At 59.6% G+C, this 20,431-nt stretch carries 19 protein-coding genes and 3 pseudogenes; 16 read left to right on the plus strand and 6 right to left on the minus strand.

The genetic code is table 11. The features are described 5' to 3' along the window. Positions 1–8: 8 nt before the first annotated feature. A complete protein-coding gene (locus FGD77_RS01050) occupies positions 9–302 on the plus strand; it encodes a CBS domain-containing protein (RefSeq protein ID WP_255005633.1) in 294 nt (97 codons plus the stop codon). Beyond that, positions 299–583 (plus strand): CBS domain-containing protein, encoded by a 285-nt coding sequence (locus FGD77_RS01055; RefSeq protein ID WP_255005635.1) that lies wholly within the window; start codon positions 299–301, stop codon positions 581–583. Before FGD77_RS01050 ends, FGD77_RS01055 begins: the two co-directional genes overlap by 4 nt. A 470-nt stretch (positions 584–1,053) precedes the next feature. Here the strand turns inward: FGD77_RS01055 and FGD77_RS01060 are convergent. Then, positions 1,054–1,746, minus strand: a pseudogene (locus FGD77_RS01060) (IS6 family transposase). Positions 1,747–1,811: 65 nt separating this feature from the next. Here FGD77_RS01060 and FGD77_RS01065 point away from each other — a divergent pair. Continuing rightward, positions 1,812–1,959, plus strand: a pseudogene (locus tag FGD77_RS01065) (IS481 family transposase); the annotation flags it as partial. Between the two features lie 89 nt (positions 1,960–2,048). On the opposite strand, the gene FGD77_RS01070 reads toward FGD77_RS01065, so the two are convergent. The 4 genes from FGD77_RS01070 to FGD77_RS01085 all read right to left on the minus strand — a co-directional run bounded on the left by FGD77_RS01070 (position 2,049) and on the right by FGD77_RS01085 (position 8,090). Next, complete coding sequence (locus tag FGD77_RS01070; RefSeq protein WP_255005637.1) at positions 2,049–2,390, minus strand: copper-binding protein; 342 nt, start codon at positions 2,388–2,390, stop codon at positions 2,049–2,051. A gap of 33 nt (positions 2,391–2,423) precedes the next feature. Then, entirely contained in the window at positions 2,424–5,603 is a 3,180-nt protein-coding gene (locus tag FGD77_RS01075) for a CusA/CzcA family heavy metal efflux RND transporter (RefSeq protein ID WP_255005639.1), read from the minus strand. Next, complete coding sequence (locus FGD77_RS01080; RefSeq protein WP_255005641.1) at positions 5,600–7,597, minus strand: efflux RND transporter periplasmic adaptor subunit; 1,998 nt, start codon at positions 7,595–7,597, stop codon at positions 5,600–5,602. The genes FGD77_RS01075 and FGD77_RS01080 overlap by 4 nt, the downstream gene beginning before the upstream one ends. A 91-nt stretch (positions 7,598–7,688) precedes the next feature. Further along, entirely contained in the window at positions 7,689–8,090 is a 402-nt protein-coding gene (locus tag FGD77_RS01085) for a hypothetical protein (RefSeq protein ID WP_255005643.1), read from the minus strand. 341 nt (positions 8,091–8,431) lie between these two features. Between FGD77_RS01085 and FGD77_RS01090 the strand changes: the two genes are divergently transcribed. From FGD77_RS01090 to FGD77_RS01125, 8 genes and pseudogenes are all read left to right on the plus strand, one after another. Further along, complete coding sequence (locus tag FGD77_RS01090) at positions 8,432–9,034, plus strand: EF-hand domain-containing protein (protein ID WP_255005645.1); 603 nt, start codon at positions 8,432–8,434, stop codon at positions 9,032–9,034. 173 nt (positions 9,035–9,207) lie between these two features. Beyond that, on the plus strand, positions 9,208–9,594 hold the full coding sequence (locus tag FGD77_RS01095; RefSeq protein ID WP_255005648.1) for a DUF302 domain-containing protein: 387 nt from the start codon (positions 9,208–9,210) through the stop codon (positions 9,592–9,594). Positions 9,595–9,693: 99 nt separating this feature from the next. Beyond that, entirely contained in the window at positions 9,694–10,062 is a 369-nt protein-coding gene (locus FGD77_RS01100; protein WP_255005650.1) for a hypothetical protein, read from the plus strand. A 2-nt stretch (positions 10,063–10,064) separates the two neighbouring features. Next, a complete protein-coding gene (locus tag FGD77_RS01105) occupies positions 10,065–10,748 on the plus strand; it encodes a TVP38/TMEM64 family protein (RefSeq protein WP_255005652.1) in 684 nt (227 codons plus the stop codon). A 129-nt stretch (positions 10,749–10,877) separates the two neighbouring features. After that, positions 10,878–12,200 (plus strand): APC family permease, encoded by a 1,323-nt coding sequence (locus FGD77_RS01110; protein WP_255005654.1) that lies wholly within the window; start codon positions 10,878–10,880, stop codon positions 12,198–12,200. An 11-nt stretch (positions 12,201–12,211) separates the two neighbouring features. Continuing rightward, positions 12,212–13,111: a prolipoprotein diacylglyceryl transferase gene (lgt, locus tag FGD77_RS01115; RefSeq protein WP_255005656.1), complete on the plus strand. Its 900-nt coding sequence runs from the start codon at positions 12,212–12,214 to the stop codon at positions 13,109–13,111. Between the two features lie 216 nt (positions 13,112–13,327). After that, positions 13,328–14,032, plus strand: coding sequence for a L,D-transpeptidase (locus FGD77_RS01120; RefSeq protein ID WP_255005658.1), 705 nt, complete (start codon positions 13,328–13,330; stop codon positions 14,030–14,032). Between the two features lie 438 nt (positions 14,033–14,470). Beyond that, positions 14,471–15,304: pseudogene (locus FGD77_RS01125) on the plus strand (Na+/H+ antiporter NhaA); the annotation flags it as partial. 89 nt (positions 15,305–15,393) lie between these two features. Here the strand turns inward: FGD77_RS01125 and FGD77_RS01130 are convergent. After that, entirely contained in the window at positions 15,394–15,588 is a 195-nt protein-coding gene (locus FGD77_RS01130) for a hypothetical protein (RefSeq protein WP_255005660.1), read from the minus strand. A 361-nt stretch (positions 15,589–15,949) separates the two neighbouring features. On the opposite strand from FGD77_RS01130, the gene FGD77_RS01135 reads away from it, so the two are divergent. From FGD77_RS01135 to FGD77_RS01155, 5 genes are read left to right on the plus strand one after another with little or no spacing between them, the layout of a single operon-like run. Continuing rightward, positions 15,950–16,219, plus strand: a complete 270-nt coding sequence (locus tag FGD77_RS01135) for a DUF5676 family membrane protein (RefSeq protein WP_255005663.1) — start codon at positions 15,950–15,952, stop codon at positions 16,217–16,219. Next, positions 16,216–17,976 (plus strand): DUF3141 domain-containing protein, encoded by a 1,761-nt coding sequence (locus FGD77_RS01140; protein WP_255005665.1) that lies wholly within the window; start codon positions 16,216–16,218, stop codon positions 17,974–17,976. The genes FGD77_RS01135 and FGD77_RS01140 overlap by 4 nt, the downstream gene beginning before the upstream one ends. 18 nt (positions 17,977–17,994) lie before the next feature. Further along, on the plus strand, positions 17,995–18,174 hold the full coding sequence (locus FGD77_RS01145; protein ID WP_255005667.1) for a hypothetical protein: 180 nt from the start codon (positions 17,995–17,997) through the stop codon (positions 18,172–18,174). Then, a complete protein-coding gene (locus tag FGD77_RS01150) occupies positions 18,167–19,375 on the plus strand; it encodes an acetate/propionate family kinase (RefSeq protein ID WP_255005669.1) in 1,209 nt (402 codons plus the stop codon). The genes FGD77_RS01145 and FGD77_RS01150 overlap by 8 nt, the downstream gene beginning before the upstream one ends. A gap of 3 nt (positions 19,376–19,378) precedes the next feature. Next, positions 19,379–20,410 (plus strand): bifunctional enoyl-CoA hydratase/phosphate acetyltransferase, encoded by a 1,032-nt coding sequence (locus FGD77_RS01155; protein ID WP_255005671.1) that lies wholly within the window; start codon positions 19,379–19,381, stop codon positions 20,408–20,410. Positions 20,411–20,431 lie beyond the last annotated feature (21 nt).

Here is a 20,431-nt window from a genome sequence, read left to right on the forward strand (position 1 = left end):
AGGACTTCATGAAAGCACAGGACTTCATGACCGCGACGGTCATCTCGGTCCCGCAGAGCGCGACGGTTGCCGAGGCGACCGAACTTATGCTGGCGCATCATGTCAGCGCGCTGCCGGTCACCGATGCCGACGGAAAGCTTGCCGGACTTATCAGCGAAGGCGATCTGATGCAGCGCATCCGTGACGAGAATGGCCCCCGCCGATCTTGGTGCCTCGATCTGTTCAAAGGCACCGGGGAATCGGCACAGGATTTTGTGAAGGTGCGCAGCCACAAAGTTTCGGACATGATGACAGGCGAGTGATCCGCATCGACGAGGACACCTTCGTTGGAACTATCGCACGGCTGCTCAAAAAATACCGGATCAAGCGGGTTCCGGTAACGCGCCTTGGCGCAATCGTGGGTATCGTAAGCCGCTCAAACCTGTTGCACGCTCTCTCTGCGATCGCGGGCGGGGCGTTGCCCGAGCCTTCCCAAGACGACCGTGACCTACGCGCCCGCATCGAGACCGCATTGAAAGAGGTGCCCGATATCACGGTTAGCCTTGTCAATTTCACAGTGGAGGATGGCCACGTTTCTGTCTAGGGCGTCGTGGACAGCAAGTTCGAGGAAAACGCCGTGCGCGTCGCAGTCGAAAACGTGTCCGGCGTGCGCGAAATCGACATGCATTTGGGTCGCATGTCATCCTGGGCCTACGGCTACGGGGCTTGAAACGGCATCGCGGATTTCTGCTTCGGCCCCGTTTCTTTCACGAGGTGAACCGCTCTGTCGCTGTGACGCAACGCCCCGGCCGACGTCTACATTACGACCCCTTAATGCACAGGAGGCTTAAATGGAAAAAAGAAGACTCGTACAGATCAATCCCCAGCCGAACCCACCAAGCCCGGAGGGTGCTGCGGTGGAGAGGGATCTGGTCGCGATGCTGATGTCGGACCGGAAATTCAGGAAACCGTTCAAGCGTCGGCTGCAAAGTCGGGCGCCTGCGGTTGCGGCACCAACTGAGTGGGTATTGCCAAGTTGTTTTCAGCCGACCGCAAGATGGCTATCGACCACGCTCAAACTGCCATTTCAGCGGTGTAGTCGCCCCACAGGCTGAAAGCATCTTTGCGAGAATGGCGATAAGAAATTGCAGTGCGTTGATAACGGCGGGGACGGAAGATGAGATTGATCTGGTCATGCGCCGATAGAAATCTCTGGGCTTGCCGGTGTTACTTGAACCGGCCGAACACCTTCTCCCTTTTGCGGGTCGGTCTGTGCGAGACTTCGATTGCGTTGTTCAGTCCTGTGTGCGCGCGATGGTCAGCCTGCGATGCCAGCGCGCTGACCGGCTTTATGTAGCTGCGCAATTTGTGGGTAATGACAACCCTCAGCTTACCAAACTGGTCGATCAAGCGCCGGAAGATCCGCTTTGCCGCCTTTGCGTTTCACCGAGTTTGTACGAGGATATCCAACACATCATTGTCTGCATCGATGTCCCGCCACAACCAATGCTTCTTGCCGCGGATCGTGATGCCGACTTCGTCCAAATGCCACTTGTCGTTCGGTCGTGGACGGTCTCGGCGAACGCATCGAGCGAAATGTTCGCCAAACCGATTGACCCACAGGCGGATGGCCTCGCGGCTGACAATGACACCCCGCTCTGCCAGCAGATCCTCAACATCCGCCGTATTCAAGGCGAAGCGATGATACACTCAGGCCGAGTAGGCAATGATCCCACGAGGGTAGCGAAAGCTCTTCAGGCGCGACATTGAAGTCGGTAGTTACATCGCCATCAACTAACCGCTGCTTAAGCCGAAAACAACTTGGCAATACCCGCACGCATCTCACCGACTTCATGGCAGCCTAAAATTTCGCGCGCAGGCGCAAGACCCTCGGCGGCCTTACGCCTTACGCCTTACGAATACATCTGCAAGATATGGGCTTCAGAGCCAGACAGATTAATCGTCAATCCGATCCACCACGTTCAGGAACGTCCAGCACGCGTTTTAGCTGGCGAGGCCAGCGAAACACAGCTGCTCCCGCTCACTCAGTTCCAGACCGGCACGCGGTTTTACTCCGGCACCATAGCGCCAATGGCATACATGCCATCTTCGCCCTTGATCAGCATCAGAGTGACTTTGTCTCCGACCGAAACCTCGCCCATCATCTGCGCCTCGGCAGTGAGGGCAAAATCCATGGTCATCGCGGGCCAGCCTATTTCGGGGATCGGATCATGGCTGACATTGACGGTGCCGTCGCCGATGGAATTCAGGGTGGCGGTGGTATGCACCGCGCCTTCCATTTGCGTATCGCTCATCTGCATCTGGGAATGATCCGTCCTGTCGCTGGTTTGCGCCATCGCCAGGGGCGCTGACAACACAAGGGCGAGGATCGAAAGTGAGAGGGTTTTCATTGGTAGTCCTTTCAGTGGAGTTATGGCCAAGCGTCATTCGGCTAGGGTGGCAATTGCATCGGTCGGGGCCGGGCGCTGCAACTCACGGTTGACCCGTTTCAGGGCCAGCCGTTTCCAGATCACGAAGATTGACGGGATCACGAACAGGGTTAGCAAGGTCGCGGTTGCCATACCGCCCACCATTGGCGCGGCGATCCGCTGCATGATCTCCGAGCCGGTCCCCGTGCCGTACATGATCGGGATCAGGCCTGCGAAAATTGTCGCGACGGTCATGATCTTGGGACGCACTCGCAAGAGCGCGCCTTCGAACACCACCTCCTCGACATCGGTCGCGGTCATCAGCCGCGATTCAAGTATCGCCCGCTCCTTGCGCTTGTCCCAGGCGAGGTTGAGATAAAGCAGCATCACGATGGCTGTCTCGACCGCCACGCCCGCCAGCGCGATGAAACCCACCAGCACGGCGACGGAAATGTCGAAGCTGAGATACCACAGAAACCACACGCCCCCGGCTAGGGCCACAGGCAGGGCCGCAAGGATGATAGCCACTTCGATGATCCGGTTGAACGCCAGAAACAGCATCAGGGTTATGATCAGCAGTGTCGCGGGGGCAACCAGCGTCAGCCGTTCCTGCATCCGTTCGATATATTCGTACTGGCCTGACCAGGTGATCGAATAGCCCGGCGGCAGCGTGACCTGATCGGCCACGAGTGCGCGGGCCTCTTTCACATATCCGCCCAGATCGCGCCCGGCGATATCGATAAAGACGAAACCGGTGCGCCGCGCGTTTTCGGAGCGGATCATGGCAGGACCGTCAACGATCTTTACCTCGGCCAACGCCCCCAGCGGGATATGCGCTCCCGAGGGTGTGACGACGGGCAGATCGCGCAGGGTTTCGGGACTGTCGCGCCATTCCTGCGGATAGCGCATATTGATCGGATAACGCTCCAGTCCCTCGACGGATTCCGAAACCTGCATCCCGCCGATGGCGGTCTGAACCACGTCCTGAATGTCCCGCACGCTCATCATATAGCGGGCGGCCGCATCGCGGTCGGGCGTGATCTCGATGAAACGTCCGCCGATCGGCCGTTCTGCATAGGCCGAGGCGGTACCTTCCACGTTGGCGACCGTGCGTTCCACCTCGATCCCGATCTCTTCGATCACGCGCAGATCGGCGCCGGATATCTTGACACCCACCGGCGTCTTGATGCCGGTGGCCAGCATGTCGATGCGGTTCTTGATGGGCTGGATCCAGACGTTGGTCACGCCGGGAATCTGCACGGCCTTGTCCAGATTGTTGCGAATTCCTTCCATGGTCATGCCCTCGCGCCACTCCGCCTCGGGTTTCAGCTGAATCGTCGTTTCGATCATCGTCAGGGGCGCGGGGTCGGTAGCGGTGTCCGCGCGGCCCAGCTTGCCGTGAACGGTCTTAACCTCGGGGATCGTGGCGATCATCCGGTCGGTCTGCTGCAGAACCTCACGCGCCTTTCCGATGGAGATACCCGGATAGAGTGTCGGCATGTATAGAAAATCGCCTTCGTTCAGTTCGGGCATGAACTCGCTTCCGATCCGCTGCAAGGGCCACCACATCGACGCCACCACCAGACCCGCCAGCAGTGTCGTTGCCCAGGGCCAGGCGACGGCAGCATCCAGAAACGGGCGGTAGATCCAGATGATGATCCGGTTCAGCGGGTTCTTTCGCTCCGGCACGATGTGCCCACGCACGAAATATCCCATCAGTACCGGCACAAGCGTGATGGACAGGATCGCCGCCGCGGCCATCGCGTAGGTCTTGGTGAAGGCCAGCGGTTTGAACAGCCGTCCTTCCTGGCTTTCCAATACGAAGACAGGCAGGAAACTGACCGTGATGATCGCGAGGGAGTAGAACAGCGCCGGTCCTACTTCGGAGGCGCATTCGCCGACGATCCGCCATCGGTTCTCGTTGGTCAGTTTCTCCTTTTCCAGCCTTCGGTGCATCGCCTCGATCATCACGATGGCCGCATCCACCATCGCGCCGATGGCGATGGCGATCCCGCCCAGAGACATGATGTTCGCATTTACGCCCTGCAATTTCATGACGATGAAGGCGGCGGAAATGCCCAGTGGCAGCGACACCAGAATGACCAGCGATGAGCGGATATGCAGAAGGAACGCCGCGCAGACCAGAATGACGACGATGAATTCCTCGGTCAGCTTCTTGCGCAGGTTGTCGATGGCGCGTTCGATCACGCCCGCCCTGTTATAGGTGGTGACGATCTCGACCCCCTCGGGCAGGCTGGTGCGCAGTTCTTCGATGCGCGCCTCGACGGCCTTGATAGTGGCCAGCGCGTTGCCGCCCCAGCGCAGGATGACGACGCCGCCCACCGCGTCGCCCTCACCATTGAATTCTCCCACGCCGCGGCGCATCTCGGGACCGAGGCGGATATGGGCCACGTCCCCCAATGTGACGGCCGCACCGCGCGCGTTCACCATCAGCGGGGCCTTTGCAAGGTCGGACAACTCGTTGATGTAGCCGGTGGAGCGGACCATGTACTCGGCCTCGCCCATCTCGATCACGCTGCCGCCGGTCTCGCGGTTTGCGTCCTCGATGGCGCTGCGGATCTGTGCGAGCGTCACGTCGTAGGCGCGCAGCTTGTTCGGGTCGACGACGACCTGATATTGCTTGACCATACCGCCGATGGTGGCAACCTCGGACACGCCATCGACGGTCTGCAATTCGTATTTCAGGAACCAGTCCTGCAATGTGCGCAACTCGGACAGATCATGTCCGCCGGTTCGGTCGATGAGGGCATATTGATAGATCCAGCCCACGCCAGTCGCATCGGGCCCGAGCTGAGGTGACACGCCTTCGGGCAAGTTTGCCGTGATCTGGCCGAGGTATTCCAACACTCGTGTGCGTGCCCAATACAGATCGGTGCCATCCTCGAAGACCACGTAGACATAGCTGTCACCAAAGAACGAAAAGCCGCGCACGGCGCTGGCGCCGGGTACGGCCAGCATGGCGGTAGCAATCGGGTAGGTGATCTGATCTTCGACGACTTGTGGCGCCTGACCGGCATAGGGGGTGCGCACGATCACCTGCACGTCCGACAGATCGGGAATGGCATCCACCGGTGTTTCTCGAATGGCCCAGACGCCCACGACGCCCATCATGATCGCCAGCGCCAGGATGATGACGCGGTTGGCAATCGACGCACGGATTATGGCACGGATCACTGGACGGCCTCCGTCTCTTGCGCGATTCCGACGAGGGTCATCGAGAAATCGGGGTTTTTCTGAAACTTCAGGGTGACCTCGCGGCCCTCGGGCAGGGCCGAGGCATCTACCGAAGGGTCAATCGCGAAATCCATCGTCATGCCGGGCATCCCGGTTTCGGTGATTGAGCCATGGGTGATGGTTGCCGTTCGCGCGGCCGGATCGATGGCGTCGATGGTGCCGGGTACGGTTATGGGCGGTGTCGTGCCTGCGTCCGGCGCGGCCTTGGCTGCAGAATCCGTCATCGGCGTGTCATGTGCCATGTCATCGCCGCTGTCCGTGCCTTCGCCGCGAACGGCCACCACCGTGAAAACGCCGCCCTGGCCCTTGGACAGATCAAATTCGACCGGCGCATCCAGCGGAACCGAAGCAGGGTCAAACCCCGCGACGGGCATGTCCATCTGCATCGCAGGCCAGCCTAGTTCTGGAATGGGATCATGGGCGAGCGTCAGTTTTCCATCAGCCGTGAGCGCGACAACCCTCCCGTTGCCTGTTGCCGCAACACCATCATCGCTCCCCAGCGCAATGAGCCCCAGCAGCCCGTCCGCGCCTCGCGCGGCGCGAAAGGCGACGTGCTGGCCGATCTGCAAACCATCCAGCGCGACATCCGCGCGCACCGCAAAGCGCGAGCTCATCGCAGGCCAGTCCAGCGCGTCGAGCGCGCCGTGCCGGATCGTCGCGATCCGCGCCTCTTGATCCAATGCAATCAACTCACCCATCCCGTCGGCAGGCGCGTCGTCCGTTGGCGCCATGCGCTTCAATCCGGCGCTCAGCGCGCTTTCGCTGTCGATCAGGAATTGCGCCGACGCGACGACCTCTTCGCCCGGAGCGAGGCCCTGAACCACTTCGGTACGTCCGCCTTCGCCGAATTCGTCGCGCAGCCCCGTCGTGACGAGGCGCGGTTTGTACGTACCTTCGCCGGTTTTCAGGATGACGCGTTCGGCGGACCCGGTGCGGATGATCGCTTCGGTTGGGATTGTCAGCGCCATGCGCGTCTCGTTCGGGATCAGGCTGACAGTGCCGAACATGTTGGGCCGCAAGAGCCCTTCGGAATTGTTGAACTGCAGACGCACGGGCAGAGTGCGCGTCTCGGAGTCGAGCTCGGGGTAGACGTAATCGATTTCACCTTCGAAGGTGCGGCCACTCAGATGGTCGAACGTGGCGACGGCACGCATGTCTTCGGTCAGCCGCGCGATGTCCCGCTCGAACACGTCAACGATCAGCCAGACGGCACTGAGATCGGTCAGCGAGACGGCACGGGTTCCAGGTTGCAGGAACATCCCGTCCGCCGCGTCAAGCGAGATGACGACGCCGTCCTGTGGCGCCAGAACTTCGAGATTGCGCACAGACGTGCCGCTCGCCTCGATCCGGGTGATCTGCTCATCCGACATCCCCTGGCTGCGCAAGGCGTTTCGCGCGGCATCGATGATCCTTTTGTCACCGGCCTCTATCGCGCGGACCAGATCGCTGCTGGACGATCCGATCACGGGCGAGAACATCTCGAACAAGATATCGCCTTTCTCGACGGGGTCGCCAACAGCCCGCACGTTGAGCGCCTCGATCCAGCCCTCGACACGGGTGTGAACGTGGCTCGTCAAATGTTCATCATAGCCGACGAAGCCGACCGTCTCGATCCGCCTTGAAATCTCGGATGTTTTGGCGATCGCCGTGCGCACGCCGATTGCATTGATCTCGCCAGCGGACAAAGTCACTTCTGCGGGATCGCCCGCTTCTTCCTGCCCAGAGTAGACCGGAATCAGATCCATCCCCATGGGCGACTTGCCGGGGCCAGGTTGCCTGAAGTTCGGATCCATCGGAGCGACCCAATATAGAATGTCCGGCCCGGCCGCGTCGGTCGTGCCTGCCGGGTTCAGATGAACCCTTTCCAGATAAATCCCGCCTGCCGCGCCCGCAGCAAGCCCCAGAACGGCCAGGGCCGAATATCGTCCACGCATGGGTACCTCAATTTCGGCTCCTGCAAAGGTGCCGCTTCCAATCAATCAGCATCGCATGATCGCAGGATGCGACCACGCGTCAGGCAATCGATCAGATGTCGCGCGGAGGACGGTCTTGAGTGGTTCCCGAAAGGGACGCAGGCACCGCGCCGCCTTCGATCAAACGATCTGTAGCCAGCGGCGTGCTCACAGAAACGGGCATCGACGCATTAAAGGATACATAAACGCTGCACATCGACGGCCCGCAGTGCATGGCGCTGCCGGCCTCACCTTCGGCTTTAGAGCTGACATCTGCCGAGTCATCTGGCTGGGCCGCGTGCATTGTGCAGTCGTCGACATGTTGGGATTCGACTTGATGGCGGGTATGGCATTGCAGCGAATTGGATGCTGAAGCGGGAAGTATCGCCTGGAGCAACAGCATGATTGTCAGCAGCAATAAACCTGCCGGTCTCAAAACCGCTTGAACATCGAAATTTCGATATAGCCATGCCATGCTGGTCGTGTGTCGATAAAATGCGCCACGGTCAACTCAGAAACTTGTGATGGTATCGGGCCGACGGAGAGACCTAACCTGTGCCAACCACCATCAGATCAACCCACCCTTTTGCCAAGAAGGCATCCGCTTCATACACGTCTGTGGCCTTGAAAAACAGCATGTCGGCCTTCTCAGGACAGCGCGAAGTGAGGTTCGGGATCGCTACGGGATTGGTAACGCAAAAAGCTGCACGATCAGCCCACCGTTACAATGCGTTACAAAAGAATTCACCGTGAAGCCGTGCAGGCCAAGTCTGAGATGCCTAGGTTAGCGTCATGACAACGGAAAAGGAGTTTACCATGTCACAACGTTTCATTCTTGCCCTCTCGATGGCTGCTGCAACCGCACTTGGCGGTGCTGCCTACGCTCAAAGTGGTCACGGCCACGGCGGCAAAGCAAAACCCGCTGATGGCGCTATGATGATGCAGGGCGGTGGTTCCGGCATGATGGGCGATATGTCGGGCATGATGCAGAAAATGCACGGCATGCACGGCAACAAGATGGGCGGCATGGGCAATATGGGGTCCGGTATGATGGGCGGCGCCATGATGCAGATGCTCGATGCCGATGGCGACGGCAACGTGACGCCCGAGGAGATGCGCGAGCAGATGCAGGCCAAGCTGACCGAGTATGACAGCGACGGCGACGGCACATTGTCGATTTCCGAGTTCGAGGCGCTGCACAGCGCGATGATCCGCGAGAAAATGGTAGACAAGTTCCAGCATCTCGACGCGGACGGCGACGGCGCCATCACCAGCGACGAAATGACCGCACCGGCCAAGAAAATGGAGCGTATGCAGAAGATGCGTTCGGGCATGATGGAGCAGATGCAGGGTCAGCCCGGCGCGGGCCAGGGTATGGGGTCCGACATGAACGATGCTGACGACGCCGGCGACAATTGAGGATTACGGCGTCGGCCGATGGCCGGCGCCACCTCTTCGCTGACCGGAACTGGAGGTCGACATGATGGGTTTCGCAATGGGCGGCTTTTGGATGCTGCTCGGCATCATTTTGGTCCTGCCGGGAATCCTGAGCTTCGTCAATTACCTGTCACAGTAACCGAAAGGAGATCGAAATGAGCTATACCTATGACCGCATCCTGAAAGACGTCGCCATCGACGACGCCGAATTGCGCATCCGCGATGCGCTGGCAGAAAAGGGCTTCGGCATTCTGACCGAGATCGACGTCAAGGCGACGATGAAAAAGAAGCTCGACGCCAATATGGAGCCCTATCGCATTCTTGGAGCCTGCAACCCGAAAATGGCTCACAAGGCCATCGGGATCGAGCCGCGGGTGGGCGCGATGCTGCCCTGCAACGTCATCCTGCGTGAAGTGGACGGTGGCACCGAGATCAGCGCAATCGATCCGGTGGCCTCGATGCAGGCCATCGACAACGAGGAGTTGCACGAGGTCGCGGGCGAGGTGCGGGACATGATGCGCGCGGCTGTTGACGCCGCCTGACAGAAGTATTTCCCGACAATACCTTGACCTTCCAGCGACCGGAATCATTAGGGTTGGACGGATTTGAACGCAACCGGCTGGATGGGGAGGCGTCGCAGCATGTCAGTCGATGGAGGTCAGATCCCCGCGCTCGCCCAGAAAGCTAGCGCCAGTTTCGTCGGCGTGGGACTGGTCATAGCCATTTTTCCGGTCCGCTTGTTGGCGCCTGAAGAAGCCTCTGTGGCGATTGCCGTATTGACGCTCGCATTGATCGATAGTGCCTGTATCGGCTTTGGCGCTTGCCGGGCTGTCCCGGAATCCGCTTGTTCAACTGCTGGGATTTGCGGCTCTTGCCGTCTTGGGCTCCCCGCCGAAGAGCAGGGCATCTGGCACGTCGATGCTGAAACGGTAATTTCCGTTCTGCGTCGTTTTGGATCTGCTCGCCGCTGCATTTCTCTTCGTTCGCTGTCTTCCGTGAGGTGTGTTTAGTAATGCGCGGCATTTTAAGCGGGACAACCGCAAAAGCGGTCCTTGCAGCTGCCATTGTCCTTGCTGCTCTGGCGCTGTTTGTCAGCCCGCTGTCCGACCTTATAGAAAGCCTTGATGGCGAGCGAATATCCCACTGGGTAAGCGCCGTCGGCGGGTGGGGGCCAATCCTCATCATTGTCTTGATGACCGTCGCGATTGTCGCGTCGCCCATTCCAAGTGCGCCGATTGCGCTGGCCGCCGGGGCTGCATACGGCCATACGGCTGGCACCGTCTATATCGTCATCGGTGCTGAACTCGGCGCTTTGGCGGCCTTCTCCCTGGCGAGGTTTCTGGGGCGTGGCGTGCTTACCCGATGGTTGGGCGACAAGGTGGACAAAGGCTGGCTTGGCTCTCAGAATGCGCTGACCTTCACGGTTTTCGCCAGCCGGTTGATGCCGTTCATCTCTTTCGACATCGTCAGTTACGCCGCCGGGCTCAGTCGTCTGCACTTCTGGCGCTTTGCGGTGGCGACCCTCGCCGGAATCATTCCAGCAAGTTTTGTTCTGGCCCATTTCGGCAATGAAGCCGTCAGTGGAGAGCCGGGGCGCGCCGCCTGGGCCGCCATTGGACTGGGCGCGCTGACGCTGACACCTCTTGTCATCGTTGCGGTAAGGGACCGGCGCAGAAAGCGACTACATCGTGACTGAACAGCGCGATCATCCGCCGCATGCGGTTCCCTCCGGAAATCCGGTTTGCGACATGTGTCGGGCCGTTCGAGACGCGAGGCACATGATGGCGACGAACAACAACCGCGATCCGGCGAAGGAGCAAGCCAAATGACTTCAGAATACAAGGCGAACAGCATTACATTATCCGGAGCAATCGCAATGGGCACCGGCGTGATGATCGGGGCCGGTATCTTTGCGCTGACAGGGCAGATCGCGCAGCTTGCCGGGCCGCTTTTTCCGCTGTCTTTCGTGGTCGGCGCTATCGTGACCGCGTTCAGCGCCTACACTTACATCAAGATGTCCAATGCCTATCCGTCGGCCGGTGGGATCGCGATGATCCTGCAAAAGGCCTATGGTCCGACAACCATCGCAGCTGCGGCCGCGCTGCTTATGGCGCTGTCGATGGTGATCAACGAAAGCCTCGTTGCGCGAACCTTTGCCACGTATCTCCTACGCGGTCTGGGCCTCGACCAATCCGGCTGGTTGGTGCCAGCCCTCGGCGTGGGCCTCATCGTCTTTGCCTACCTTATCAATGCAGCGGGCAACCGATCCGTCGGGCTGTTCTCTATCGTCATGGCCATCATCAAGGTCGGCGGCATCGCGCTGTTCGGAGCTGCGGCGCTTTGGGCGGGTGGCATCTCTTTCGAAGCCGCTTCTGATCAACAAACGACGCAAATCACAGGCTTTATAGCGTCCGTGGCGCTGTCGATCCTCGCGTTCAAGGGGTTCACCACGATCACCAACAGCGGTGCCGAAGTCACCGACCCGCATCGCAATGTCGGACGGGCGATCATCGTATCCATCGGCCTTTGCGTCATTGTTTATCTGCTGGTGGCATTTGCCGTGGGGTCCAGTCTGACACTGGAGCAGATCATCGCCGCCAAGGATTATGCCCTGGCAGAAGCCGCAGGCCCGACCCTCGGCCAGACCGGTTTCTATCTGACTGTCCTTCTGGCCATCGTCGCCACCTCATCGGGCCTGATCGCAAGCATCTTTGCCGTTTCCCGCATGTTGACCATGCTGACCGACATGAAGCTGATCCCGCACAGCCATTTCGGCCTGCCGGGGATGATCCGCGATCATACGCTGATCTATACCGTGGTGATCGCCAGCTTTTTGACGGTGTTTTTCGATCTCAGCCGGATCGCGTCGCTCGGCGCGTTCTTCTATCTGGTGATGGACATCATCATCCACTGGGGTGTGTTCCGCCATCTGAAACAGGACATCAAGGCGAGCGGATGGGTGATGCTCACTGCGATCGCGCTGGATGTCGTGGTGCTGTCGGTCTTTGGCGCACTGAAATGGCAAAGTGACCCGCTTATCGTGCTTGTGTCGCTTGGCCTGATGGCCGCTGTCTTTGCGTTTGAATGGCTGTTTCTGCGCCAACGCCCAAATGACGAACCCCATTCAGAATCTCACTCCCACGATTAGGAAGACCAGCAATGTTTCCCACCGCCATTCCCTTCCCAGATATCGGCTCGGAACTCTTCGCGATCGATATCGGTACGTTTCACTTCGCGCTGCGCTGGTATGCCCTCGCCTATATCGCGGGTATTCTCATTGGCTGGCAGATTTGCGTGAGGGCCGTCAAAACTCCTGCGCTTTGGCCCAAAGCCGGGCCTCCGCTCAACCCAAGTCAGATCGGGGATCTAGTCACGTGGATCATCCTCGGTGTGATTATCGGCGGTCGCCTGGGATTCGTCCTGTTCTATCAACCGCAATACTACCTGCAAAATCCGCTCGAGATTCTCATGGTCTGGCAAGGCGGCATGTCGTTCCACGGCGGCTTTACCGGTGTGGCCGTGGCCGGTCTGGTGTTTTCTATCCGCCAAGGTGCGCCGCTTCTCGGCACTGCAGACCTTCTGGCGATCGCGACGCCGCCCGGGCTATTGCTCGGGCGGCTGGCCAACTTCACAAACAACGAACTCTGGGGCCGCGCGACTGACGTTCCCTGGGCCGTTATTTTTCCGGGAGAGGCCGCGCAGGCCTGCCCGGGTGTCGAGGGACTGTGCGCGCGGCACCCATCCCAACTCTACGAAGCGCTGCTGGAAGGCCTCTTTCTGGGCGCAGTATTGCTTGTCCTTGCCTGGCGGCGCGGCTGGCTGAAATGGCCCGGTGCCCTTACCGGGACATTCTTGGTGGGCTATGGCCTGTCCAGAGCCTTTGTCGAGTTTTTCCGGCAGCCGGACATGCAATTTGTGACCGAAGGGAACCCCATTGGACATGCGCTGCAGTTCGGGAGTTGGGGGCTGACGATGGGCCAGACACTCTCGGTGCCGATGATCCTATTGGGGGTTCTTCTTCTCTGGTTTTCAAATCGACCAACAGCGGTTCCTGCATGAGAAAAGGCAGGGTCGATGAAACAGAGAACGGCGCAATGTATTTTGGAGCGGTCGATTGGATATCGCCGCTCTGATGGAGCATTCAGGCGTGGCCGTACGCTGCCCAAACACCGACTAGATATCCAGGGGCCTATGTGGCTTGGCAGCTTTGCCAGAAATCACCACTTTCGGCGGAATAGCCGTCCCCACCCCGATCCATGGAATAAGGAATTACCTATGTTCACCCGACGCAGCTTCGTTGCTCTCGGCGCGATGACAGGCCTTGTCGCCTGCGCCCGCCCCAATGCAGGTCCCGTACCGCGCGCGATTGCCGCACCGGTCAGTCCGATATATCCGCCCCTTCCCGACTTTTATGGTGAGATCACCGGCGAGCCCTACCCGATTCCCGCCATTCCGGAGGGCAGTTTGGCTCCCGAGTATTGGCGTCAGGAGGTTGTGAATCCATGGCCCAACTATGCACGCGGTACGATTGTCGTCGACCCAGATGCGGCCATCCTTCACTTCGTCCAGAGCCGCGAAAAGGCAACGCGGTATGGTGTCGGTGTCGGAGCGGCGGGCTTTGCCTGGGAAGGCACGGCGCGGCTACAGTTCACCCGTAAATGGCCCCGGTGGAAAGTGCCGGCCAGCATGATTGAGCGGCAACCCAAACTGGAGCCCTATTCTGTGGCCAATGGAGGTATGGATCCGGGGCCCGGCAACCCGCTGGGGGCGAGGGCGCTTTACCTCTTTCAGAACGGCGTCGATACGCTCTACCGTATCCATGGCGATGCTGCGCCTCAGGAATTGGGGAAAGCCGTCTCCTCGGGGTGCATCCGGATGCTCAACCAGGATGCGATTGACCTGTACGACCGGTCTGTTCACGGTGCTTCGGTGATCGTTTTGCCGTCGATGAAACCCTCAGGGCTATCCCCGCTGTACTGAGCCTGAGGCCCTCAGTGGATCTTAACGGGTCTTGCGCGCTTTCGCGTGGATTTCTGTCTCTGTTATAATGCTGCCAAGAATAGCGCCATCAAGCACGCACCTTTCCAGAATGTCAGTTATGGTGGTGCTCTTGAGACCCTCTTCTTGCGCTTTGCCTATGTCAGAAGTCCCGCTGACGCGCGACTAAATTGCCAATGCGGAAGCAAATCTTTGACACGGTACAGATGCACGCAGGCATGGCCGACTTCACGGACTGCTTCTATTGCGGCGTTGCGGTCTGCTGGGGGCGTAACTGCCTTGACTGGAGACGTGGTCGGAAAGAAATGGACCCAAATTGACCGTTGAGTCCCTAACCCTCGACAGGATTTCCAGCGTGTTGATACTCAGCGCCATTGTGCTTGCGCTGGTCGCTGCAAATTTGCCGCTAAGGGAGCTAAAGCCTTGCGCGGCTGGGCGATCCCGATGGCGACCGATATTGCGCTGGCCCTCGCGCTCCTGTCTCTGTTGGGGCGTCGCATCCCTGTGGGTCTCAAGATATTTCTGATGGCCTTGGCGATTTTTGACGACCTCGGGGCGGTTGCGATCATCGCGGTATTCTACGGCGAGGAAATTCAATTCCTGCCAATGATCCTGGCCTTTGTAACGTTCGGGGTCATGATCGGCCTGAACCGGCTTGGTCAGGCTCACCCGCTGGCGTTGGCGGTTCTGGGCGCGATGCTTTGGGTGGCTCTATTCGAAGCAGGGATCGAGGCCGCCCTTGCAGGCGTCCTGATCGCAGCCGTCATCCCCAATGGGATCAAAGATTATCGCGGAAATTCACCGCTGCTGACAACTCACCGAATGCTGCATCCCTGGGCAAGTCTCCTGATCGTCCCCCTATTCGGTTTTTTCAACGCCGGCGTCACGATCGAGATCGAGACCTTGCGCAATGTTTCCAGCGGCGTGTCTATGGGGATCTTTTTCGGGCTGTTTCTGGGCAAGCAGATCGGCGTGCTTGGCGCGACCTGGTGCGCTGTAAAACTGAACATCTGCTTGCTGCCACCGGGCATCAGGTTCCGACATATCTATGATGTCGGCCTTCTGGCTGGCGTGGGGTTTACCATGGGCTCTTTCACCGCTCTTGCGTTTGATACGCCGACACTGGCCGCCAGCGCGCGTCTGGCGATACTTGTCGGCTCCAGCCTGCCGGCCTTTGTCGGGCTTGCCGTCCTGTGGTTTGGGCAGGGCGACCCCGAAATGCAGAGGTCACGGCATCAAGGTGGCGGCACCTGATTGTCAGGCCTGCCGGTTTTCTGGCAGAAATCGCCGCGTGTTCGCCGTTTCTGCCCGGGCACATGGCAATAGTTTGACGTAGGTCAATATCATTTGGACCCGTTTCGTGCTATGTTGCGCGGATGGGCCACAGCAATCGACATTTTGTGCTTACGCAGATCGTGCGGAATTTCCGTTTTTTGATGGCAACATTTCTGACAGCTATTTTGATTGCTGGAATAGTTCACACCGATGTCCATCAGACGGCTGATGTCGATCGAAATGGCATCGATTTGCTCGTGCATGCTCAGGATGTGGGTCCTGACAATCACGCTGCCGTGGAATCGTCACATGATGCATCTTGTCCTTCACAATCTTTCTGTCACAACCAGCAGATGATAAGTGCCGATACTCTTGGGTCCAGACAGCCCCTGATTAAGAGCTTCCGGCTCCCAATGCCGGACCCGGTTTTTGGCAGAAGCCAAATGGTTGCACTGGACATTCGCCCGCCGATCGCTTGACGATCCGGCGTTGGCACCGATTTTTTCACAGGTTTTGATTTCTGAGCCTGTAATGATCTCCCTCTGACAACGTCTTGATATTGAGCCCGTGGAAACACGGAACCGGTCGCGCTTGCGCGACGTCAAGTTTCAAGGAGTGATTCATTTGTCAAATCCAAATCCCATTCGCATCTATCCGGTCGGCATGACCCTTGGCCTCCTGCTGGCACTGAACTTTGCGTTGTGCGTGGTGTTCGGACTGCTGTTTCCCGGGGCCACAATGTACCAGGCGTGGTTGCCGTTGCTGCCCGGCGTAACCTGGATCAGCTGGACAAGCGCACTTCTGGGTCTGGCCGAGAGCTTTGCCTATGGCTGGTACATCGCCGTGATCTTTGTGCCGACATTCAACTTCTTTTCCCGGAGGACACAAGCATGAACACCCAAGCCAAGTTCGACAAATTAGTAGCTGCAAACACGGATCCTGAAGCTAAATCCGCTGGGGATCATCAAGCGTCACCTGATCCCGTCGCCTATGGCCGCGATCTGTGGGAACGCTCGGTGCTTTTCATGGACACGCTGCGTGAACGTGCCGACAACATGATCGCCCATGACCGCGCGGGGATGCCGCCCCTGCTGGATTTCAAATACGAGACGCTGCTGGATGCGCGCCAGTTCGATCAGCCTGCCAATTACGCGCTGCTGCGGATCACCGAAATTGATGGAAATTGCTGGGACGATTGCGTCGATGAGGCAAAGCCGCCGGTGATTGTTGTCGATCCGCGCGCCGGCCATGGTCCCGGCATCGGCGGGTTCAAACGCGACAGCGAGGTCGGGATGGCGATGGCCGAGGGGCACCCAGTCTATTTCGTTATCTTCTTTCCCGAACCCATCGCAGGCCAGAAGCTCGACGATGTTCTGTTCGCCCTGCGTCGCTTTGTCGAGGAGGTCTCGGCTCGTCACGACGGCGCGGCACCGGTGCTTTACGGCAACTGCCAGGCCGGTTGGGCTGTTACGATTCTGGCCGCGCATTGCGAAGGTCTGGCGGGGCCGGTGGTGCTGAACGGCTCGCCCCTGTCCTACTGGGCGGGTGAGGAGGGTGTGAACCCGATGCGGGTGACGGGCGGATTGCTGGGCGGATCATGGCTTGCTCATCTTATCGCCGATCTGGGCGACGGCCGCTTCGACGGCGTCTGGCTTGCGCAGAATTTCGAGAGCCTCAAGCCGGAAAAGGCGATCTGGGAGAAATACGCAAACCTGCTGACCAATATCGATACCGAACGCGAGCGCTTTCTCGACTTCGAGCGCTGGTGGAACGGGTTCTACGCACTCAGCCGCGAAGAGATCCTGGAAATCACTCAGGACTTATTCATCGGCAACCTGCTTGAAAACGGCGAGTTGCACATTGGCGATCACTGCATCGCCGACCTGCGCAAGATCAAGAATCCGATGATCGTATTTGCCTCCTACGGTGACAACATCACACCGCCCGCGCAGGCGCTTGGCTGGATTCCTGCGGTCTACAAGGACACTGCCGATCTCAAGTCTGCCGGACAGAGGATCGTCTACATGACCAACGCCCATGTAGGGCACTTGGGGATTTTCGTGTCCGCCTCGGTGGCGCGCCTCGAACATCGGGCCATTCTTGAAAGCCTTGAGCGGATCGGCAAACTGAAACCCGGGCTTTACGAGATGAAGATCGACAATCCCTCGGGCGATCCCGATTGCCACGCGCCGGACTACAAGGTGCGGTTCGAGCCGCGCGACGTCGCCGATCTGCGACATGATGTGCCGACGGAGGCCTTCGAGAAGGTCGCCCGCCTGTCGGAGAAAAACGAGGCGTTCTATTCCGCCTTTGTCAGTCCTTGGGTTCGGCTGATGACCTCCCCGGCCAGTGCAGAAATGCTGAAATCGATGCATCCGATGCGCACCAGCCGCCTGATGTTCTCGGAACGCTTCAATCCCTGGATGCGTCTCGTGCGGCAGACGGCGGAGAGTATTTCCAAGACCCGTGAGCCCCTTGAGCGCAACGACCCCATGCTTGCGCGCGAGCGGGCCGCAATTGATGCGGTCGGTGACGCCATCGAACGGGCACGCATTGCCCGCGACGCCCGCTTTGAGCGCACATTCAGGACGCTCTTCGGCGCTGGCGATGACGAGACTGACAGCGAAAACAACGCGCACATGCCAAGCTGACAGGAAGGGACACTAGAGATGCAATGGATTTTGGAAAATTGGGTGCTCCTGCTTGTCGGTAGTGCAATGGTGGCGATGCATCTGTTCCGCCACGGGCACAAAGACCGAGGCCACGTCTCACATCCGGGCTGCGCCAAACGCGCTGAAGCCGTTGAATCCGAGGCTGCTATATCGGCCAAGGACGGCACCAATGTCTGAACAGGTCATCCTGACACTGAATGCGGGTTCGTCCTCGCTAAAGTTCGCGCTGTTTTCCGCAATCAGAAACCCCAGACGGCTCTGGTCGGGGGCGATTGATCGGATCGGGTCACCAAATGCCCATTTCCGATTGAGCGACGCGCGCAAAACTGTCGTGGTCGATGAACCGGGTTCGCTCGACAGTCATGAGGCAGCGCTCACCCGGTTGCTCACAGCCATTGCAAGCCTTCCAGGATCGCTGGATCTGGTTGCGGTCGGCCACCGCGTTGTTCATGGCGGGCCGGAATGTGATTGCCCCAAACGCGTCACACCCGCGCTGACGGAGCGACTGCGTCGCCTGACGTCGCTGGCGCCGCTGCACATCCCACCCAATCTGGCAGGGATCGACGCGGTGCTGGCGGCTCGGCCCGATCTGCTACAGGTGGCCTGTTTTGACACCTCGTTTCACCACGATATACCCCGCATGGCGCGGATGACGGCTCTGCCCCGCGCCCTCACTGAATCCGGGGTCCGGCGCTACGGCTTTCACGGGCTTTCCTACGAATACATCATGGAGACGTTGCAAAAGGATGGCGTGAATACCGGTGCTGAACGCATCATCATCGCGCATCTTGGCAACGGTGCGTCGATGGCCGCGATCCGCAATGGCCACCCCGTCGAAACCAGCATGGGATTTTCCACTATCGCAGGCCTGCCGATGGGCACGCGGTGCGGCGACCTTGATCCCGGCATCCTGCTCTATCTGATGCGCGAAGAGGGGATGACGGCGGACGAGATGTCCGATCTGCTCTACAACCAAAGCGGACTTTTGGGGATCTCGGGTCTGAGCCGCGATATGCAGGATCTGCTCGACAGCCGTGAAAAAGCCGCCGCCGAGGCTGTCGATTACTTCTGCTATCAGGCTCGGCTGCATCTCGCGCGACTGACCGGTGCGCTTGGCGGGTTGGACCGGGTCGTGTTCACCGGCGGCATCGGCGAAAATTCAGCCGGAGTTCGCGGCCGGATTTGTGCGGAACTCGGATATCTCGGGGTCTGCCTTGACAGTGGCGCCAACCAGGCAGGGATCGGCGTCATTTCAAAACCGGGTGCCGGAGTGACAGTCGAGGCCCGCGCCACTGACGAAGAAAAGATGATCGCCTGCCATGTGGCCGCGAAACTTGCGGTCCATCCGGCGCCGCAATCTGCACAGACGGAGGCCTGAACCATGTCCCCAAATTCTGAAAAGCTGCAACACCTGATCGAAAGAGCCTGCGCTCTGACCCCGGTTCGGGTGGCTGTGGTCGATGCGGCACAATCGGTGGTTCTCGAAACCCTGCGCGATGCTGTGACACTTGGTCTTGTCGAGCCTCGATTGCTGGGCGAACCGGATGCGATCCTTGCCCTGTGCCGCGATCTGGGCTGGGACGTCGATCCCGCTTGGATCATCCCGACCACGTCCGATGCCGATGCCGCGGCCCGCGCCGTGGCCATGGTGCGCCGTGGCGAGGCCGATTTCCTGATGAAGGGCAACCTGCATACCGATGTGCTGCTGCGCGCGGTGCTGGACAAGGACAGTGGCCTGCGTCTGCCCGGTCGCCGGGTCAGCCATGTCTTTCTGGTCGATGTACCCGGCCATGACCGGCTGATTGGCATTACCGATGCCGCGATCAACATCGCTCCCGACCTGACTGCAAAGGCCGAGATCTGCCAGAACGCCGTCGATCTGTTTCACATCCTTGGAAGTGCAGAGCCGAACGTCGCCGTTCTTTCGGCGGTCGAGACGGTCGCAAGCAGCATCGCCTCGACGCTGGATGCGGCCTGCCTGACGCTGATGGCGCGGCGCGGTCAGATTACCGGCGCGCACGTTGACGGACCGCTGGCCTTCGACAACGCAATTTCGGCGCTGGCAGCGAAGGAGAAGGGCATCCTGTCAGATGTCGCAGGCCAGGCCGACATCCTTCTGGTGCCTGATCTCGTTTCGGGCAATATCCTTGCCAAGGCGCTGGAGTATCTCGGGCGGGCAGTTGCCGCCGGCGTTGCTGTCGGGCTGTCGGCCCCCGTCGTGCTGACCTCTCGTTCTGACCCTGCTTCCGCCCGGATGGCATCTCTCGCCGTGGCGGCATTGATGCACCATCAAGCCAGGTCGGACAACGCGCGCCAAGAGCCGCAGGAGAACAGCGTCGCCGCTGCACCGCAAGCAGAGCAGTCCTGTTGCCCCCTGAGCGTGACCGCCGCCTTCAGGGAGGCCGCAGAATGAAGGATTCTCCCCTTGCGGTCA

Origin of the sequence: Roseovarius sp. M141 (genome assembly GCF_024355225.1) — a bacterium.
GTDB lineage: Bacteria > Pseudomonadota > Alphaproteobacteria > Rhodobacterales > Rhodobacteraceae > Roseovarius.

What these genes read in the sequence shown, in the direction of transcription:
- FGD77_RS01050 (WP_255005633.1), top strand. Translation starts at nt 9, where the DNA reads ATGAAAGCACAGGACTTCATGACCGCGACGGTCATCTCGGTCCCGCAG.
- FGD77_RS01070 (WP_255005637.1), bottom strand. Translation starts at nt 2,390, where the DNA reads ATGAAAACCCTCTCACTTTCGATCCTCGCCCTTGTGTTGTCAGCGCCC.
- FGD77_RS01080 (WP_255005641.1), bottom strand. Translation starts at nt 7,597, where the DNA reads ATGCGTGGACGATATTCGGCCCTGGCCGTTCTGGGGCTTGCTGCGGGC.
- FGD77_RS01085 (WP_255005643.1), bottom strand. Translation starts at nt 8,090, where the DNA reads ATGGCATGGCTATATCGAAATTTCGATGTTCAAGCGGTTTTGAGACCG.
- FGD77_RS01090 (WP_255005645.1), top strand. Translation starts at nt 8,432, where the DNA reads ATGTCACAACGTTTCATTCTTGCCCTCTCGATGGCTGCTGCAACCGCA.
- FGD77_RS01095 (WP_255005648.1), top strand. Translation starts at nt 9,208, where the DNA reads ATGAGCTATACCTATGACCGCATCCTGAAAGACGTCGCCATCGACGAC.
- FGD77_RS01100 (WP_255005650.1), top strand. Translation starts at nt 9,694, where the DNA reads ATGTCAGTCGATGGAGGTCAGATCCCCGCGCTCGCCCAGAAAGCTAGC.
- FGD77_RS01105 (WP_255005652.1), top strand. Translation starts at nt 10,065, where the DNA reads ATGCGCGGCATTTTAAGCGGGACAACCGCAAAAGCGGTCCTTGCAGCT.
- FGD77_RS01110 (WP_255005654.1), top strand. Translation starts at nt 10,878, where the DNA reads ATGACTTCAGAATACAAGGCGAACAGCATTACATTATCCGGAGCAATC.
- lgt (WP_255005656.1), top strand. Translation starts at nt 12,212, where the DNA reads ATGTTTCCCACCGCCATTCCCTTCCCAGATATCGGCTCGGAACTCTTC.
- FGD77_RS01120 (WP_255005658.1), top strand. Translation starts at nt 13,328, where the DNA reads ATGTTCACCCGACGCAGCTTCGTTGCTCTCGGCGCGATGACAGGCCTT.
- FGD77_RS01130 (WP_255005660.1), bottom strand. Translation starts at nt 15,588, where the DNA reads ATGCACGAGCAAATCGATGCCATTTCGATCGACATCAGCCGTCTGATG.
- FGD77_RS01140 (WP_255005665.1), top strand. Translation starts at nt 16,216, where the DNA reads ATGAACACCCAAGCCAAGTTCGACAAATTAGTAGCTGCAAACACGGAT.
- FGD77_RS01145 (WP_255005667.1), top strand. Translation starts at nt 17,995, where the DNA reads ATGCAATGGATTTTGGAAAATTGGGTGCTCCTGCTTGTCGGTAGTGCA.
- FGD77_RS01150 (WP_255005669.1), top strand. Translation starts at nt 18,167, where the DNA reads ATGTCTGAACAGGTCATCCTGACACTGAATGCGGGTTCGTCCTCGCTA.
- FGD77_RS01155 (WP_255005671.1), top strand. Translation starts at nt 19,379, where the DNA reads ATGTCCCCAAATTCTGAAAAGCTGCAACACCTGATCGAAAGAGCCTGC.